The following is a 16483-nucleotide window of genomic DNA, read 5'->3' as shown; positions in this document are numbered from 1 at the left end:
TCTGTGCTCTACCGACCATTCAAGCCAAAAGACCGCAGCCTTCAGGAGTACCTACATCGGATCAAATGTAGACACTGCCGAAGGCCGCGATCTTTCGTTTCCTGCGTGTTTCATTTACTACTGGTGATCTCTCCCCCCGAGTCCTGGTCAAAGAATTCCGGGATCGGGTAGTTGAAGCTGTTGAGCCAGCGCTGCATGGCCAGTTCGCGTTCGGCGGCCGAGGCGGTTTGCAGGTTGGTGGAGGCTACCACGCCGCGAATCTGCAGTTGCATCCAGCTCTCTGTGCCTTGCTGTGCTGGCGAAGAGGGGCCTGGTTCGATTGCCCAGGCGGTGCTGGAAAGGCCCACCAGGCATGCGATCATCAGTTGTTTGGTCATCATCTCTTGGACTCCTCGTAACGCTCTACTTGATCGCGCCGGTTGAGGCATCGACGATCTCGGTGGGGCGGTTGGCGGGTGACGTCATTGCGTTAGGGGCCGAACCCCTGATTCTTTCCGCGCGGGCTTGGGCATCCGCCACTTGCTGGGGGCTCAGCTTGGCCATGTTCGCGAGCTCGGCGGCCTGCTTCCAGTTGTCCTGGTAGATCAGCAGAGTCACCATGTTGAGCGCTGCCAGCGGGTCTGACTGCTGGAGCTCCATGGCGGTCATGAACTCGAAGCGGGCTTCTGAAATGCGTCGTTGATTGAGGTAGACAACCCCCAGGTCATTGCGGATCTTGCCTTCGGTGGGAGCCATTTTCGCTGCGCGTTCGAGGTATTGCGTAGCGGCCGCATTGTCATTTCTGGCGGCCGCCAACTGGCCAAGGCCATGTTCACCGTCAGCGGCCAGGCATGTCCCGAGCAGGCTTTTGTATAACGGTTCAGCCTCGTTGCGCCCCATCAGGCGCAGTACCCGAGCCTTGCGCAGGCGGACCTGGACCAAGTCCTCGGGCAAGCGTTCGAGGTTCGCCAGGCTGGCGTACAAACGGCCCTCGTTGGCCATGTCTTCCGCCATGTTCAGGGCCAGTTCCTGGTCGGATCCAGGCTTGGCGCAATCGGCCGTGCGTGGAGCCACCGCGCTGTTGCTGGCACAGCCGGCGAGCATCAAGGTCGCCGTTAATGCGATCACTGTTTTCATTGAATGCCCCTTGGCAACCCGTTGGATATTGGATGCCTTGCACATCAGGCGCCGGCTCATTGGGAAAGCCCGCTGCGGTTGTCAAATTCGCCATGTTCAAGGAAGTACATGCGATAGAAGTTCGGGTCGTAATTGCGCAGTTGTTCACCTGGCAATGTTGGCAGTTGCGCGTCGGCGGCCAACGGTTGAACCAGGTGTGGCGTGACGATCATCAGCAGTTCACGCTCTTCGCGGTTGATGGAGTTGTCGCGAAAGAACGCGCCGAGAATCGGTATATCTCCCAGCCCCGGAAACTTGTTCACCTGTGAGCTGTTGCGGGTGCTGATCAGGCCGCTGATGACGAAGCTTTCGCCGTCGGCCAGGGCGATGCTGGTATCGGTACGGCGCACCGTGAGTGCTGGCACTAATGTCCCGGCGATGTTCACCGCGTTGGTGAAGTCCAGTTCACTGACTTCCGGCGCCACCTTCAATGCAATGCGATTCTTGCCGATGACGGTGGGGGTCAGGGTCAGGCGAATACCGAATTCCTTGTACTCGATGGACACATTGTCGCTGCCGGCACTGGGCACCGGAATCGGCACCTCCCCGCCGGCCAGGAAACTCGCGCTCTGCCCGCTGAGGGCCACCAGGCTGGGACGCGCCAAGGTATAGGCGAAACCGCTACCTTCCAGTGCATTGATCATCAACAGCGTTTTACCGGTGGCGAAAGACAGGTTGAACATGTCGTTGTTGACCGGCAATGAAGGCCGGACAATGCCGCCGATGGAGGGCAAGGTCCTCGGCGCGCCGAACTGAAAGTTGCCACGGCTGCCGAAAATCGACGTCGAGGCTTCCTTGAGTTTGTTCCGGCTGACTTCAACGAAACGAATGTCGGTCTGCACCTGGGCGAGCAGCATCGGGTCTTCGGAAGGTATGCTCGCTGCGCTGGTCAGCGCCTCAGTGGCCCTGCCTTTGACAAAGACCATGCTCTGGCGGGGGATCTTCGAACAGTCCGTCCAGACCATCAGGCTGGTGGCGCCGGGCGCCAGACCCGTGAGAATGAAGGCATCGCTGCCGCTGGGCTGTACATCGGCAATTTTCGGGTCGCCGACTGCCAGCTTCGTCACGGGGGCGAGGATGCGCAGTTCGCTCTGGAGCCCTTGGCCGACTTCGAAGGTCGCCGGCAGATTGTCCAGTTGCGAACAGTTTGCCGCGGCGGCCTGGGCCGCATCCAAGCCAAGACCCATCCAGAACAGGCCATGAATGAAATGTTTTAGAACCGGAGCAGTACGATGGGTCATGAAGTGATCCTCGATAAAGAGACCATCCCTAGGCTTAACCATTTGCCTCGGATCACTTAAGAGGCCCGGGCTGCCCCTTTCCATCTCGCCGGCCTGTTCATATGCCGGTTTCAGGCCTCGTCGCTATAAGCAAACGGGCGCATTTCTCCGGCCTGACTGAACGACAGGCTGCTTGCGAACAACTTTTCGGTACCCGGGTCTCCGGGATATTCGAAGGCAACGACGGTATCGATCAGGTCGCTTCAGGAGCGTTTTGCCGAGCCTGTCATCGCTTCTGTTTCACGGTAGTTCAAGCATGGCAAAGCGCCACGCCACGAATCAAAAAAATGACTAAAAAGTGACGGGTGGAAAAATTCGCTCAAGTGGCCGTCAATAATTTGTCTTTTTGTGTTGGGAAGGGCGATACGCAAGGCATATCTTTCTGGGGGCAGGGGGAGGCCTGCGAGCCGTTTTTGGGTCGCAGGGTCTGGCGCAGATCAGGCCACGTGGTAGTGCACTGACAGTGTTCCTTTCTTTTGCGAAAGCGAGGCAATGGTGACTGTTCCCAGTTCGCGCAGGCGCTGCACGTGAGTACCGCCGCAACCGTAGGCGGCCAGCTCACCGAAACCGACTTCCCGCAGGCCTTCGCGCGACGTGATCAGGCGCGGCAGGTCGTCGGCAATCCATTCGTCGATGCCTTGCTGAATGATCGAGATGTCCAGTTCCTGAGGGTCTTCCCCAGGCTGGAACTGCACGCGGCTTTCGCCGGGCCAGTGATGGGCCTTGATCGGCTTCCAGCCACGGCTTTCGGCGAAATGGCCGATCAGGTGCCCGGCCGAGTGCAGGCGTGAATTCAACTGTCGCCGCTGCGCATCCACGCGGATCGCCGCCATGCCCGAGGCCACCGGTCTGTCGACGTAATGAACGATCTGTTGCCCGTCCTGGACCACGCGCAGCACTTGGCTTTCACCGATCCATCCAGTGTCGCAGGGCTGACCGCCACCCTGGGGGTGGAACAGTGTGGCGCGCAGCACCACGGCAAACTCATGTTCCTGGGGGCTGCAATCCAGGACTTCCACATTGGCCTCGAGGTCATCGCTATGGAAAAAGAGGCGAAGCGTCATGTGCCATATCCACATCAGAAATTGTGACGGGATTATAGGTAGGGCGTAAAAGGGTGATAATCCGTTCAAATTTCAAAGGACTGTTGCGTCATGAGCACAAATCTACCGTTGCCGCTGCTGGCCGAAATGGCCATCTTCGTCAAGGTCGTGGAAACCGGCAGCTTCTCCGAGGCGGCCCGTCAGTTGGGCTCATCACCGTCGGCCATCAGTCGCAGTATTTCCCGCCTGGAGAAAGCCCTGGCGACCCGACTGTTGCAACGCACCACCCGCAAATTGCGTTTGAGCGATGGCGGGGAAGAGGTGTTCAAGCGCTGCCAGGAGATGGTCGCCGCCGCTCGGTCGGTGATGGAAATCAGCGGCCAGTTCACCCAGGAGGCTGAAGGGCGCATCCGCGTCAGCGTGCCCAAGGCGGTGGGGCGTTTCGTGATTCATCCGCACATGCCTGAATTCTTGCGTCGCTATCCGAAGGTCGATGTGGAACTGTTGCTGGAGGATCGGCAGGTTGACCTGATCGACGATCACGTCGACCTGGCCATCCGGATTACTGATCAACCGCCGGTCGGGCTGGTGGGGCGTCAGTTGTTGACCATCGATCACCTGCTCTGCGCCACGCCGCAGTACCTGGCTGAACACGGTACTCCCACGCATCCCCACGACTTGTTGGAGCACAGCTGCATTTACCTGGGGGCAACCCCGAACGACGCTCGCTGGAAATTCAAGAAAGGGAGCAAGTCCGTCACCGTAGGCGTGCACGGACGCTACGCGGCCAATCACACGGGGGTGCGGTTGGGGGCCGTCTTGCAGCACATCGGCATCGGCAGCCTGCCGTATTTCACGGCCCGTCATGCCTTGGAGCAAGGCTTGATCGTGCAGGTATTGGCCGACTGGACGTTCCTGGCTTCCTACCATGGTGGCTTGTGGTTGCTACATTCGCCGACCCGCTACCTGCCACCCAAGCTGCGAGTGTTCATTGATTATCTGGTGGCGTGCCTGGAGAAGGAGCCGACCCTGGACAAGGTGGGCAGTGGGAATCGTCCCAGCAATGTCGCGGCGCACTATGAGTTGCCGGAGAGTGATGGGTTGTGCTGACGGCCCGCCCAGGCGACACACTTTGGCAAGGCAAAAAAAGGCCCGCCGGGTTAACCGTGCGGGCCTTTGCATGACCGGTCGCGATCAGTGCTTGCTGTCCTGGTCCGACATCGCCAGCAATTGCTTTTCCTGGTTCCAGTCGAAGGGCTCGTCGTTTTGCTCGGCTTCGAAACGACGTTCCTCCAGGGCCTGGTACAGGGCGATCTCTTCATCGGGCATGTAGTGCAGGCAGTCACCGGCGAAGTACCAGAGCAGGTCGCGAGGCACCAGGTGGGCGATCTGTGGGTAACGGACGATCACCTGGCACAGGAGGTCCTGGCCGAGGTACTGGCTTTCGATCGGGTCGACGGGCAGTTGCGCACGTAACTCGTCGAAGCGCTCCAGAAACAAGGCGTGGCTTTCTTCGGGCACCTGTTCGGCCTCACCCACGGCGACCAGGATGCTGCGCAAGTGGTCAAGCAAGACAAGGTGATCGGCAACGACATTGGACACGAGATAAGTCCTCAAGAGTAAAACGGGCGCAGGAGTATAAAGCCCTTGCGCCCGCTTTTATAGGTAGAGAGCTATAGGTGAAGAGCTATAGGTGACGGGTCTACCGGCTCGTCATCAACGAACCTTGTCTTGCGCCAGCGTCAGCTCTTCCTTATCGAAGTCATCCACGTCGATGACCTTGCGCCGCGCTGCCTCGGCCGCGCGCAAGGTCTGTGCTTCACCGGCTTGTAGCACACCCGCTTCCAGAGCCGCGTCGATGAGCGGTTCGCCTGGCGCCGGATTGAGCTGACCCTGCTTGATCGCTCCGTGCAGCTTCTTGTGCAGCGGATGGGCGGCAGCCAGCAGGTCGGCGGCGTGTTGCAGAGCGCCCACCGGATCGTCGCTCGATTGCGGGCGATAGCAGCCTTGCAGCAACTCTTCGAGGGTCGGGTCACCCTTGGGCCGGCCGATGACCGCCGCCACCTCGGCGTCGAGCCTGTCGCTCGGGCCCTTGTGACGACGACCGAAGGGGAACACCACCAGGCGCAACAGGCAACCGAGCACCCGACTGGGGAAGTTGCTCAGCAGCTCATCCAGCGCACGTTCCGACTGGCCCAGGCTTTCCTCCATGGCCCAGGTGAACAGCGGCGCCATGTGGTCCGGCGAGTCCAGGTCGTGATAGCGCTTGAGCGCCGCGGACGCCAGGTAAAGGTTGCTCAAAACATCGCCCAGGCGGGCCGACAGGCGTTCACGGCGTTTGAGTTCACCTCCCAGCAACATCATGCTCAGGTCCGCCAGCAGGGCGAATGCCGCTGCCTGCCGGTTGAGGGCGCGGAAGTAACCCTGGCTCAGGGTATTGCCGGGGGCTTTCTCGAAATGCCCCAGGCCCAGATTGAGCACCAGGGTGCTGGCGGCGTTGCTGACGGCGAAACCAATGTGCTTGAGCAACAGGGCATCGAACTCGACCAGCGCCTGGTCTTTGTCTTCACGGGTTGCCAGGGCCATTTCCTTGAGCACGAACGGATGGCAGCGAATGGCGCCCTGGCCGAAGATCATCAGGTTGCGCGACAGGATATTCGCGCCTTCGACCGTGATGAAGATCGGCGCACCTTGCCAACTACGCCCCAGGTAATTGTTCGGGCCCATGATGATGCCCTTGCCGCCATGTACGTCCATGGCGTGGCTGATGCACTCGCGGCCGCGTTCGGTCAGGTGGTACTTGAGAATGGCCGACAGCACCGAAGGCTTTTCCCCCAGGTCCACCGCGTTGGCGGTCAGCATGCGTGCCGCGTCCATCAACCAGGCGTTGCCACCAATGCGCGCCATGGCTTCCTGGATACCTTCGAACGCCGATAGCGGTACGTTGAATTGCTCGCGCACCTGGGCGTACTGCCCCGTCACCAGGCTGGTGAACTTCGCCGCGCCGGTGCCCACCGCCGGCAGGGAAATCGAGCGCCCGACCGACAGGCAGTTCATCAGCATCATCCAGCCCTTGCCCAGCATCGCCTGGCCGCCGATGAGGAAGTCCAGGGGGATGAACACGTCTTTGCCCCAGTTCGGCCCGTTCATGAACGCGGCGCCCAGCGGCAGGTGACGGCGACCGATATGCACGCCAGGGGTATCGGTGGGAATCAAGGCCAGGCTGATGCCCAGGTCTTCTTCGTCCCCCAGCAGGTGATCAGGGTCATAAGCCTTGAAGGCCAGGCCGAGGAGGGTGGCCACCGGACCGAGGGTGATGTAGCGCTTTTCCCAGTTCAGGCGCAGGCCGAGGGTTTCCTGGCCTTGCCATTCACCCTTGCAGATGATGCCGGTGTCGGGCATCGCCCCGGCGTCGGAGCCGGCCAGTGGCCCGGTCAGGGCGAAGCAGGGAATATCGTCGCCACGGGCCAGTCGCGGCAGGTAATGGTCGCGTTGTTCATCGGTGCCGTAGTGCAGCAGCAGTTCCGCCGGGCCGAGGGAGTTGGGGACCATCACGGTGGAGGCCAGGTCGCCGCTGCGGGTGGCCAGTTTCATCGCCACCTGGGAGTGGGCATAGGCGGAGAACCCCTTGCCGCCGTATTCCTTGGGAATGATCAGCGCGAAAAACCCGTGTTCCTTGATATGGGCCCAGGCTTCAGGCGGCAGGTCCATGGCCTGGCCGATCTGCCAGTCGCTGACCATCGCGCAGAGTGCTTCGGTGGGGCCGTCGAGGAAAGCCTGCTCCTCCTCGGTCAGTTGCACCTTGGGGTAGGCCAGCAACAAGTCCCAATCCGGACGACCGCTGAACAGTTCGCCATCCCACCACACCGTGCCGGCATCGATGGCGTCGCGCTCGGTCTGGGACATGGGCGGCAGGGTTTTCTGGAACCAGTCGAACATCGGCGCACTGAAGTATCGGCGGCGCAGGTCTGGCAGCAGCAACGGGGCGGCGACGGCGGCGAGTACCACCCAGAAGATCAGCAGCAGCCAGCCGGGCGCATGGCTGAAAATGCCCATGGCCAACAGGTAGACCGCGACGATACCTAGCGCGGGTAGCGGGTCGGTGCGCCGATGCGCCAGCCAGGCGATCCCGACGATCAGCACCAGTATCCACAACAACAGCATATGTAATCCTCCGTGAACCAAGGCAAAACCGACCTTCAGAGCTTAGACGGCATCTGCAAAACCGGCGGTCAGCGCGATGTGATTGATTTCGTGGGAAACCCCAGTTGTATTGCGCCAGTCTGGTTGGCAACAGCCGTGGGAAATCGTTCGTTAACAAGGTGAGAAAACGCCATTGTTTGGCCGGAATGCCGTTATCGCTGGGCGGGGGCTGTGGATAAACTCGGACACAGTCAGCCCCAGCCGAACACAGTACTTGTGGCGAGGGGATTTATCCCCGCTGGGCTGCGAAGCAGCCCCAAGGCAGGCCCTCTCAATCTGCCTGGCACACCGAGGTGTCAGGTTTAGGGCCGCTTCGCGTCCAGCGGGGATAAATCCCCTCGCCACAAAGACCGAGTTCGACCCTGAGGGGGAGTGATGTTTCCCGAGAGGCTTTCCTTTTATGCAGCAATACCTGAACCCCGGCCCCTTCATCGACAGCGATCACCCTGCGGTCATCGACTTCACCGAAACCCACCGCGGTGCCGAGCGCGACCCGCTGGCCCAGGCGGTCAGCCTGTATTACGCCGTGCGCGAGGCGGTACGGTACAACCCCTATACCTTCAGTCGCGACCCGGCGACCCTGCGCGGCAGTCATGCGCTGGTTTCCGGTGAAAGCTATTGCGTGCCCAAGGCCACCTTGCTGGCCGGTTGTGCCCGGCATTGCGGCATCCCGGCGCGTATCGGCCTGGCGGATGTGCGCAACCACCTGTCCACCCCACGCCTGCTGGAATTGCTCAGGAGCGACGTGTTCGCCATGCATGGTTATACCGAGCTGTACCTGAACGACCGCTGGGTCAAGGCGACGCCGGCTTTCAACCAGGGGTTGTGCGAGTTGTTCGACGTGGCTCCGCTGGAATTCGACGGTCGTCACGACAGCGTTTTCCACCCGTTCAATCGACAAGGGGCGAAGTTGATGGAATACGTCACCGACCACGGTCAGTTCACCGATGTGCCCGAGGCGTTTTTCTTCGAACACCTGGAGAAATGCTACCCACATCTATTTGGCGAGCAGGTGCCGCTCTTGCTCGGCGACATGCAGGGCGATTTGAGTCACGCCTGATCCGGCGTATGCTGCGGCAGCATTTATCCATCGAGGACGCCGTGATGCTGAAGATATGGGGCCGGAAAAATTCATCGAATGTGCGCAAGGCGTTGTGGTGCGCGGAAGAGTTGGGACTGGCCTACCAGGCCATTGATGCGGGCGGGGCATTCGGGGTGGTGGACACGCCCGAGTACCGTGCGAAAAACCCCAACGGCCGCGTGCCGATGATCGAGGACGACGGTTTCGTGCTCTGGGAATCCAATACCATCGTGCGGTACCTGGCTGCTCGCCATGCGTCGGGTTCGGCCTGGTATCCCGCTGACGTGCAGGCACGGGCCCAGGCTGAAAAATGGATGGACTGGACCACGTCCAGCTTTGCCGCACCGTTTCGCACGGTGTTCTGGGGCGTGTTGCGCACCCCGGCCGAGCAACAGGACTGGACGGCCATCAACGCGGCGATCAAGGAGTGCGATGACTTGTTGGCGATGGTCGAGCGAACCTTGAGCGAACAGCCCTACCTGTCGGGTAATCAAATCGGCATGGGTGACATTCCCCTGGGCAGTTTCATTTATGCCTGGTTCGAGATGCCCATCCAGCGCGCCGAGCTACCTGGCGTACAGGCCTGGTACGCGCGGTTGCAGCAGCGTCCGGCCTACCGCAAGGCCGTCATGACCGCGTTGACTTAATACTTACTATCGACACACTTGACTGTACTTGTGCGGCGACGCCACTCACCATTGCCTTCGTGCGCAGTGGTTGCATTGCTCGCCGCCCGCCCTTATCTATTGTTTTCTTCCCTCCCTTCTTGGTGCGTAATCCGATATGAGTTCCGCTCTGTCCATCCGGCAGCTAACCAAAACCTACGGCAACGGTTTCCAGGCCTTGAGTGGTATCGATCTGGACGTCGCCGAAGGTGATTTCTTCGCCTTGCTCGGCCCTAACGGTGCCGGCAAATCCACCACCATCGGCATTCTTTCCACCCTGGTGAACAAGACCAGCGGCACGGTGAATGTCTTTGGGCATGACCTGGACCGCGAGCCCGCCGCGCTCAAGCGCTGCATTGGCGTGGTGCCCCAGGAGTTCAACTTCAACCAGTTCGAAAAGACCTTCGACATCGTCGTGACCCAGGCCGGCTACTACGGCATCCCGCCGAAGATCGCCAATGAGCGCGCCGAGCAGTACCTGACCCAATTGGGCCTGTGGGACAAGCGTGACGTGCCGTCCCGTTCATTGTCCGGCGGCATGAAGCGGCGACTGATGATTGCCCGGGCGCTGGTGCATGAACCGCGGCTGCTGATCCTCGACGAACCGACCGCCGGCGTGGACATCGAGTTGCGTCGTTCGATGTGGAGCTTCCTGACCGAGCTGAACCAGAAAGGCATCACCATCATCCTCACCACCCATTACCTGGAAGAGGCTGAGCAGTTGTGCCGCAACATCGGCATCATCGACCACGGCACCATCGTCGAGAACACCAGCATGCGCCAGTTGCTCAGCCAACTGCATGTGGAAACCTTCGTGCTGGACCTGAAAAACGACCTGAAGGCCGCGCCCCAACTTATCGGTTATCCGGCCCGCCTGGTGGACAGCCACACCCTGGAAGTCCAGGTGGACAAAACCGTGGGTATCACCGGGCTGTTCACCCAACTGGCCCTGCAAAACATTGAAGTGCAGAGCCTGCGCAATAAAACCAATCGCCTCGAGGAGTTGTTCGTGTCCCTGGTGGAGAAAAATCTGGCGAAGGTGGCGGTATGAGTGTGAGTTCTGAACTGCGCCCCAACCTCATCGCCCTCAATACCATCGTGTACCGCGAAGTCCGGCGTTTCATGCGGATCTGGCCGCAGACACTGCTGCCGCCAGCCATCACCATGGTCTTGTACTTCGTGATCTTCGGTAACCTGATCGGCCGGCAGATCGGCGACATGGGCGGCTTCACGTACATGGACTACATCGTGCCGGGGCTGATCATGATGTCGGTGATCACCAACTCCTACGGCAACGTGGTGTCGAGCTTCTTTGGCAGCAAGTTCCAGCGTTCGATCGAAGAACTGATGGTCTCGCCGGTATCGCCCCACACGATCCTCATCGGCTACACCCTGGGCGGCGTGTTGCGGGGGCTGGCGGTGGGCCTGATCGTGACCCTGCTGTCGTTGTTCTTCACCCATCTGCAGGTGCATCACCTGGGGGTGACGGTGCTGGTGGTGGTGCTCACGGCGACGATCTTTTCATTGCTGGGTTTCATCAATGCCGTGTTTGCGCGCAACTTCGATGACATCTCCATCATCCCGACGTTCGTGCTCACGCCGCTGACCTACCTGGGCGGGGTGTTCTACTCGATCTCGCTGCTGCCACCGTTCTGGCAGACCGTGTCCCTGGCCAACCCGGTGCTGCACATGGTCAACGCCTTTCGCTACGGCATCCTCGGGGTGTCGGACATCAAGATCAGCATCGCGATTACCTTCATGCTGGTCGCGACCGTAGTGCTCTACATCGGTTGTGCGCGGTTGCTGGTCAGCGGGCGCGGGATGCGTACCTGATCCAGCAGGTGTGTTGACTGATATATCGCGAGCAGGCTCGCTCCCACATTGAAATGCGTTTCCTTGTGGGAGCGAGCCTGCTCGCGATGGCATCAGCAAGCGCACCAAAAAAAGGCCTCCATTCCCAGGAGGCCTTTTTGCATTTCACATTCGGCTTTTCTTGCGCCGCCTCCACTGCCGCGCCACCCACCAGCGCCAGTAACTCATGGTGACGAAGTAGGCCAGGGCGCCGAGTACCAGGCCGGTCACCACCGAACCGAGCAGGAACGGCTGCCACAAGGTGGACAACTGGCCGCTGATCCATTCCCAGGTCAGTTCTTCGGGCAATGTCCGGGCGGGCACGTCCATCAGCCAGGCGCCGGTCTGGTAAGTGCAGAAGAACACCGCCGGCATGGTGATCGGATTGGTCAGCCACACCAGGCTCACCGCGATCGGCATATTGCCGCGCACCGTGACGGCCAATGCGGCGGCCAGCAACATTTGCAACGGGATTGGCAAGAACGCGGCAAACAGGCCAACAGCCATCGCCCGGGCCACGGAGTGCCGATTGAGGTGCCAAAGGTTGGGGTCGTGCAGCAGGGTGCCGAGAAAACGTAAGGATTTGTGTTCCCGGATGCTCTCTGGGTCTGGCATGTAACGTTTGAATAGGCGCCGGGGCATAAGGCTTCTCGGTCGGTTCAACGCAGTGAGGCCGCAAGTATGTCCGGATTCTACGGCTGGCAGATTCAGACTTTGTGACAATTGATAACGCCGGCAGTGCCATGGACCGTCTATGCCTGGAGAGGGCACTCTCAAGGACGGGTTATGCGCACAGGGTTAGTCGCGCTTGCACTGGGGCTGTTGGCCCCGATTTTTTTACCGGCACTGCCACCGTTGTGGCTGATTGCAGCCATGCCGGTAGTGGCATTGATGGCGTTGCCGTTTCGAACCTATCCGCTGGGTTTCTTCCTGTTCGGGCTGGCCTGGGCCTGTCTGTCGGCGCAGTTTGCGCTGGACGATCGGTTATCCGTCGCGCTCGATGGAGAAACCCGTTGGGTCGAGGGGCGCGTCGTCGGTTTGCCGCAACAGGGCGATGGCGTGGTGCGTTTCGAACTGGCTGATGCCCATTCACGTCGTACCCGGCTACCGACGACACTGCGTCTCGCGTGGTTCGGTGGCCCGCCGGTCAACAGCGGCGAGCGCTGGCGATTGGCGGTGAAACTCAAGCGACCCGCCGGGTTGCTGAACCCACACGGCTTCGATTATTCAGCCTGGTTGTTGAGTCGCGGTATCGGCGCGACCGGTACGGTCAAGGACGGCCGTCTTTTGCAGGCGGCCCGGGGCGCCTGGCGGGATGAGGTGCGCCAGGCGCTGGCACAGGTCGACGCCCACGGCCGCTCCGGTGCGCTGGCGGCGTTGGTTCTGGGCGACGGCGGCGGGCTGACTCGCGAAGATTGGCAGGTGCTGCAAGACACCGGCACCGTCCACTTGCTGGTGATCTCCGGGCAACACATCGGCCTGCTTGCCGGCCTGGTGTACCTGTTGGTGGCTGGCGCGGCGCGCTATGGCCTGTGGCCGGCAGGTCTGGCGTGGTTGCCTTGGGCCTGCGCGCTGGCCTTCTGCGCCGCCCTGGGCTACGGCTTGCTCGCCGGGTTCGAGGTACCGGTGCGGCGGGCCTGCACGATGATCGGCCTGGTGCTGTTGTGGCGCTTGCGCTTCAAGCAGCCAGATCCGTGGTGGGCATGGCTGCTGGCCTTCGCCGGAGTGCTGGTGTTCGACCCGCTGGCCAACCTGCGGCCAGGGTTCTGGTTATCGTTTGCGGCTGTCGCCATCTTGATGTTCACCTTTGGCGGTCGCCTGGGACCCTGGCGCTGGTGGCAAACCTGGACCCGTGCCCAGTGGCTCGTCGCGGTCGGCCTGTGTCCGTTGTTGTTGATCGTGGGGTTGCCGGTCAGTCTCAGCGGGCCGCTGGTGAACCTGCTCGCGGTGCCCTGGATCAGCCTGTTGGTCTTGCCGTCGGCGCTGCTCGGCACGGCGTTGTTGCCGGTCCCTCTCATTGGCGAAGGACTGCTGTGGATCGCCGGCGGACTGCTCGATCTGCTGTTCAAGGGGCTGACGCTGGTCGCCGGACGAATGCCGGCCTGGGTCCCGGCCGCAGTCCCGAACTGGGCCCTGGGTATCGCCGTTCTCGGCGCTTTTCTGCTGCTGTTGCCCAAAGGTGTGCCGCTACGTGTACTGGGGTGGCCAATGGTGTTGCTGATGGTTTTTCCACCGCGAGAACACCTGCCGCCAGGGCAAGCCGAGATCTGGCAACTGGATGTGGGCCAAGGGCTGGCGGTGCTGGTGCGGACCCGACGGCACACCCTGCTATACGACGCCGGGCCGCGTTTTGGCGAGGCCGATGTGGGCGAGCGGGTCGTCCTGCCGACCTTGCGCAAACTGGGGGTTCGAGGCTTGGACCTGATGCTGCTCAGCCATGCCGACGCCGATCATGCCGGTGGTGCCCCGGCCGTACGCAACGGGCTGCCGACGAGGGAAGTGATCAGCGGCGATCCCGATGCGCTGCCCGCCGAGTTGCTGGCCGGGCCCTGCGACAGTGGCCGACGCTGGGAATGGGACGGAGTCGGGTTCGAGCTGTGGCGATGGGCCTCTGCCGTCGAAAGCAACCAGAAATCCTGTGTCTTGCTGGTGGAGGCCGGCGGTGAACGCTTGCTGCTGACCGGCGATATCGACATCCATGCCGAACGCGCCTTGCTCGACGAGGCCCTGGCACTACCGATCCAGTGGCTGGCCGCGCCTCACCATGGCAGCCGCAGTTCGTCGTCGATGGCGCTGCTGTCACGTCTCAAGCCGCATTCGGTGTTGATTTCCCGAGGGCAGGGCAACGCGTTCGGCCATCCCCATCCGCAGGTGATGGCCCGCTATCGACGCTCGGGCCTGGCGATCTACGACAGCGCCGAGCAGGGCGCCATTCGTCTGCAACTGGGGGCTTTCGAGCTGCCGCGCACCGAGGCCGGACACCGACGTTACTGGCGCGATCGGCCAACAGTCGGGCCACCGGGGCAATATTGATCCAGCGCAATCGGCTGATGCGCTTATCGGCGGGGCGGGTCTGCAAGGCGAGTCTGTGTGATAAAGTGGCGCACTTTTTCGAGGGGGCAGTCACTGTGTGGGAATTGGTCAAATCCGGCGGCTGGATGATGTTGCCGATCATTCTGAGTTCCATCGCGGCACTGGGTATCGTTGCCGAACGCCTGTGGACCCTGCGGGCCAGCCGCGTGACCCCGGAGCATCTGCTCGGGCAGGTCTGGGTCTGGATCAAGGACAAGCAACTGAACAAGGACAAGCTCAAGGAGCTGCGGGCCAGTTCGCCGTTGGGCGAAGTCCTCGCCGCCGGCCTGGCGAACTCCAAGCATGGTCGCGAGATCATGAAGGAGTGCATCGAGGAAGCTGCCGCCCGGGTCATCCATGAACTGGAACGCTACATCAATACCCTGGGAACCATCGCCGCCATGTCCCCGCTGCTGGGCCTGCTGGGTACCGTGTTGGGCATGATCGACATCTTCAGTGCGTTTACCGGCTCGGGCATGACCACCAACGCCGCGGTACTGGCGGGGGGGATTTCCAAGGCCCTGATCACCACTGCCGCCGGCCTGATGGTGGGTATTCCGGCCGTGTTCTTCCATCGGTTCCTGCAACGCCGCGTGGACGAACTGGTGGTTGGCATGGAGCAGGAAGCCATCAAGCTGGTCGAGGTGGTGCAAGGTGACCGTGATGTGGACCTGGCTGGGGACAAGAAGTGAAATTCCGCCGCAAGCCACGGGAAAACATCGAGATCAACCTCGCGTCGCTGATCGACGTGGTGTTCATCCTGCTGCTGTTTTTCGTCGTGACCACCACATTCACCCGGGAAACCCAGCTCAAGGTTGAATTGCCGCAGGCCGTCAGCGGCTCGCCGGCCGAAGACCAGCAACTGAAGAACCTGGAAATCACCATCAGCGCCGAAGGGGCGTTCTCGGTGAACAACCAATTGCTGCCCAAGAGCGACCTGGCGAGCCTGATCGAGGCCCTGCAAAAAGAGTCTGGCGGCGACACCAACCTGCCGCTGTCCATCAGCGCCGACGGCAAGACCCCCCATCAATCGGTGATCACTGCCATGGATGCGGCCGGCAAGCTCGGTTTCAGCCATCTGCGCATGACCACGGTCGAGGCGGCTCCCGCACCCTGATGGCCATGTCCGATCGATTGCTTGCCGCGTGGTACGAAGGTCACCCGGCCCTGACCCTGCTACGGCCGCTGGAGTGGTTGTATCGACGAGTGGTGGTGGGCAAGCGCCAGCGTTTCCTGGCGGGTGAAGGGCAGATCTATCAGCCCCCCGTGCCGCTGGTGGTGGTGGGCAATATCACGGTCGGCGGCACTGGCAAGACGCCGCTGATCCTGTGGATGATCCAACATTGCCAGCGCAGCGGCTTGCGGGTCGGCGTGGTCAGCCGGGGTTATGGCGCCAAGCCGCCGCAACTGCCCTGGCGAGTCACGGCCGAGCAGGGCGCCGACGTCGCCGGTGATGAGCCGCTGTTGATCGTCCAGCGCACAGGCGTGCCGTTGATGATCGACCCTGATCGCAGTCGTGCGGTCCAGGCATTGCTTGCGGCCGAACCGCTGGACCTGATCCTGTCCGACGACGGCCTGCAGCATTATCGGCTGGCCCGGGACCTTGAGCTGGTGCTGATCGACAGCGCCCGGGGCCTGGGCAACCGCCGTTGCCTGCCCGCCGGGCCGTTGCGCGAACCGGTCGAGCGCCTGCAATCGGTCGACGCCGTGCTGTACAACGGCGCCAGCGCCGACCGCGAAGACGGCTTTGCCTTCCAATTGCGCCCCACCGAACTGGTGAACCTGGCCAGTGGCGAACGCCGTCCTCTCGACCATTTTCCACCTGGCCAGGCCTTGCACGCCGTGGCCGGCATCGGCAACCCCCAGCGTTTCTTCAAGACCCTCGAAACGCTACACTGGCGGCCAATACCGCACGGGTTTGCCGACCACGCCGAATACAGCGCCCAGGCCTTGAGTTTCACACCTTCGCTGCCAGTGGTCATGACGGAAAAGGATGCGGTCAAATGCCGTGCCTTTGCTGCACCTGACTGGTGGTACCTGGCGGTGGACGCCGCGCCATCGCCGGCCTTCGCGGCCTGGTTCGATACGCAGTTGATGCGCCTGTTGCCGGATCGGCTTTTGCCTTAAACCTTT

At 61.6% G+C, this 16483-nt stretch carries 17 protein-coding genes; 9 read left to right on the top strand and 8 right to left on the bottom strand.

The window, feature by feature from the left end:
- Positions 1–110 precede the first annotated feature (110 nt).
- The 5 genes from PBDP_RS21270 to PBDP_RS21250 form a co-directional block, all read right to left on the bottom strand.
- Positions 111–380 (bottom strand): DUF3613 domain-containing protein, encoded by a 270-nt coding sequence (locus PBDP_RS21270; RefSeq protein ID WP_109754409.1) that lies wholly within the window; start codon positions 378–380, stop codon positions 111–113.
- 22 nt (positions 381–402) lie between these two features.
- Complete coding sequence (locus PBDP_RS21265; RefSeq protein WP_109754530.1) at positions 403–1116, bottom strand: tetratricopeptide repeat protein; 714 nt, start codon at positions 1114–1116, stop codon at positions 403–405.
- A gap of 56 nt (positions 1117–1172) precedes the next feature.
- The gene (locus tag PBDP_RS21260) at positions 1173–2396 is read right to left on the bottom strand and encodes a type II and III secretion system protein family protein (protein WP_109754408.1); all 1224 of its coding nucleotides are present in this window, start codon (positions 2394–2396) and stop codon (positions 1173–1175) included.
- A gap of 242 nt (positions 2397–2638) precedes the next feature.
- Entirely contained in the window at positions 2639–2806 is a 168-nt protein-coding gene (locus tag PBDP_RS21255) for a hypothetical protein (protein WP_163857443.1), read from the bottom strand.
- 66 nt (positions 2807–2872) lie between these two features.
- Positions 2873–3499, bottom strand: a complete 627-nt coding sequence (locus PBDP_RS21250) for an alanyl-tRNA editing protein (RefSeq protein ID WP_109754407.1) — start codon at positions 3497–3499, stop codon at positions 2873–2875.
- 90 nt (positions 3500–3589) lie between these two features.
- Here PBDP_RS21250 and PBDP_RS21245 point away from each other — a divergent pair, with 90 nt between their 5' ends.
- Positions 3590–4588, top strand: coding sequence for a LysR family transcriptional regulator (locus PBDP_RS21245; protein ID WP_109754406.1), 999 nt, complete (start codon positions 3590–3592; stop codon positions 4586–4588).
- Between the two features lie 84 nt (positions 4589–4672).
- Here the strand turns inward: PBDP_RS21245 and PBDP_RS21240 are convergent, their stop codons facing one another.
- Both PBDP_RS21240 and PBDP_RS21235 read right to left on the bottom strand, forming a co-directional pair.
- Positions 4673–5080, bottom strand: a complete 408-nt coding sequence (locus PBDP_RS21240) for a PA2817 family protein (RefSeq protein ID WP_003204309.1) — start codon at positions 5078–5080, stop codon at positions 4673–4675.
- Positions 5081–5194: 114 nt separating this feature from the next.
- On the bottom strand, positions 5195–7642 hold the full coding sequence (locus PBDP_RS21235) for an acyl-CoA dehydrogenase (protein WP_109754405.1): 2448 nt from the start codon (positions 7640–7642) through the stop codon (positions 5195–5197).
- Positions 7643–8081: 439 nt separating this feature from the next.
- Here PBDP_RS21235 and PBDP_RS21230 point away from each other — a divergent pair, with 439 nt between their 5' ends.
- The 4 genes from PBDP_RS21230 to PBDP_RS21215 all read left to right on the top strand — a co-directional run bounded on the left by PBDP_RS21230 (position 8082) and on the right by PBDP_RS21215 (position 11260).
- Complete coding sequence (locus PBDP_RS21230; RefSeq protein ID WP_109754404.1) at positions 8082–8741, top strand: transglutaminase-like domain-containing protein; 660 nt, start codon at positions 8082–8084, stop codon at positions 8739–8741.
- A 44-nt stretch (positions 8742–8785) separates the two neighbouring features.
- On the top strand, positions 8786–9409 hold the full coding sequence (locus tag PBDP_RS21225; RefSeq protein ID WP_109754529.1) for a glutathione S-transferase family protein: 624 nt from the start codon (positions 8786–8788) through the stop codon (positions 9407–9409).
- Between the two features lie 136 nt (positions 9410–9545).
- Positions 9546–10478 (top strand): ABC transporter ATP-binding protein, encoded by a 933-nt coding sequence (locus PBDP_RS21220; protein ID WP_109754403.1) that lies wholly within the window; start codon positions 9546–9548, stop codon positions 10476–10478.
- A 2-nt stretch (positions 10479–10480) separates the two neighbouring features.
- A complete protein-coding gene (locus PBDP_RS21215) occupies positions 10481–11260 on the top strand; it encodes an ABC transporter permease (protein WP_072347169.1) in 780 nt (259 codons plus the stop codon).
- 144 nt (positions 11261–11404) lie between these two features.
- Here the strand turns inward: PBDP_RS21215 and PBDP_RS21210 are convergent, their stop codons facing one another.
- Entirely contained in the window at positions 11405–11920 is a 516-nt protein-coding gene (locus PBDP_RS21210) for a DUF2062 domain-containing protein (protein WP_046063671.1), read from the bottom strand.
- 144 nt (positions 11921–12064) lie between these two features.
- On the opposite strand from PBDP_RS21210, the gene PBDP_RS21205 reads away from it, so the two are divergent.
- The 4 genes from PBDP_RS21205 (at position 12065) to lpxK (ending at position 16477) form a co-directional block, all read left to right on the top strand.
- Positions 12065–14311, top strand: coding sequence for a DNA internalization-related competence protein ComEC/Rec2 (locus PBDP_RS21205; RefSeq protein ID WP_212801281.1), 2247 nt, complete (start codon positions 12065–12067; stop codon positions 14309–14311).
- Positions 14312–14406: 95 nt separating this feature from the next.
- A complete protein-coding gene (gene pocA / locus PBDP_RS21200) occupies positions 14407–15042 on the top strand; it encodes a flagellar polar localization protein PocA (protein WP_162893858.1) in 636 nt (211 codons plus the stop codon).
- Positions 15039–15467, top strand: a complete 429-nt coding sequence (gene pocB / locus PBDP_RS21195) for a flagellar polar localization protein PocB (RefSeq protein ID WP_013694002.1) — start codon at positions 15039–15041, stop codon at positions 15465–15467. Before pocA ends, pocB begins: the two co-directional genes overlap by 4 nt.
- Positions 15467–16477: a tetraacyldisaccharide 4'-kinase gene (gene lpxK / locus PBDP_RS21190; RefSeq protein WP_212801280.1), complete on the top strand. Its 1011-nt coding sequence runs from the start codon at positions 15467–15469 to the stop codon at positions 16475–16477. The genes pocB and lpxK overlap by 1 nt, the downstream gene beginning before the upstream one ends.
- Positions 16478–16483 lie beyond the last annotated feature (6 nt).

It is taken from the genome of Pseudomonas sp. St290 (assembly GCF_018325805.1).
GTDB classification, from domain to species: domain Bacteria; phylum Pseudomonadota; class Gammaproteobacteria; order Pseudomonadales; family Pseudomonadaceae; genus Aquipseudomonas; species Aquipseudomonas bijieensis.
The sequence above is the reverse complement of the archived record's forward strand: the minus strand, read 5'-3'. Positions and strand labels throughout refer to the sequence as shown.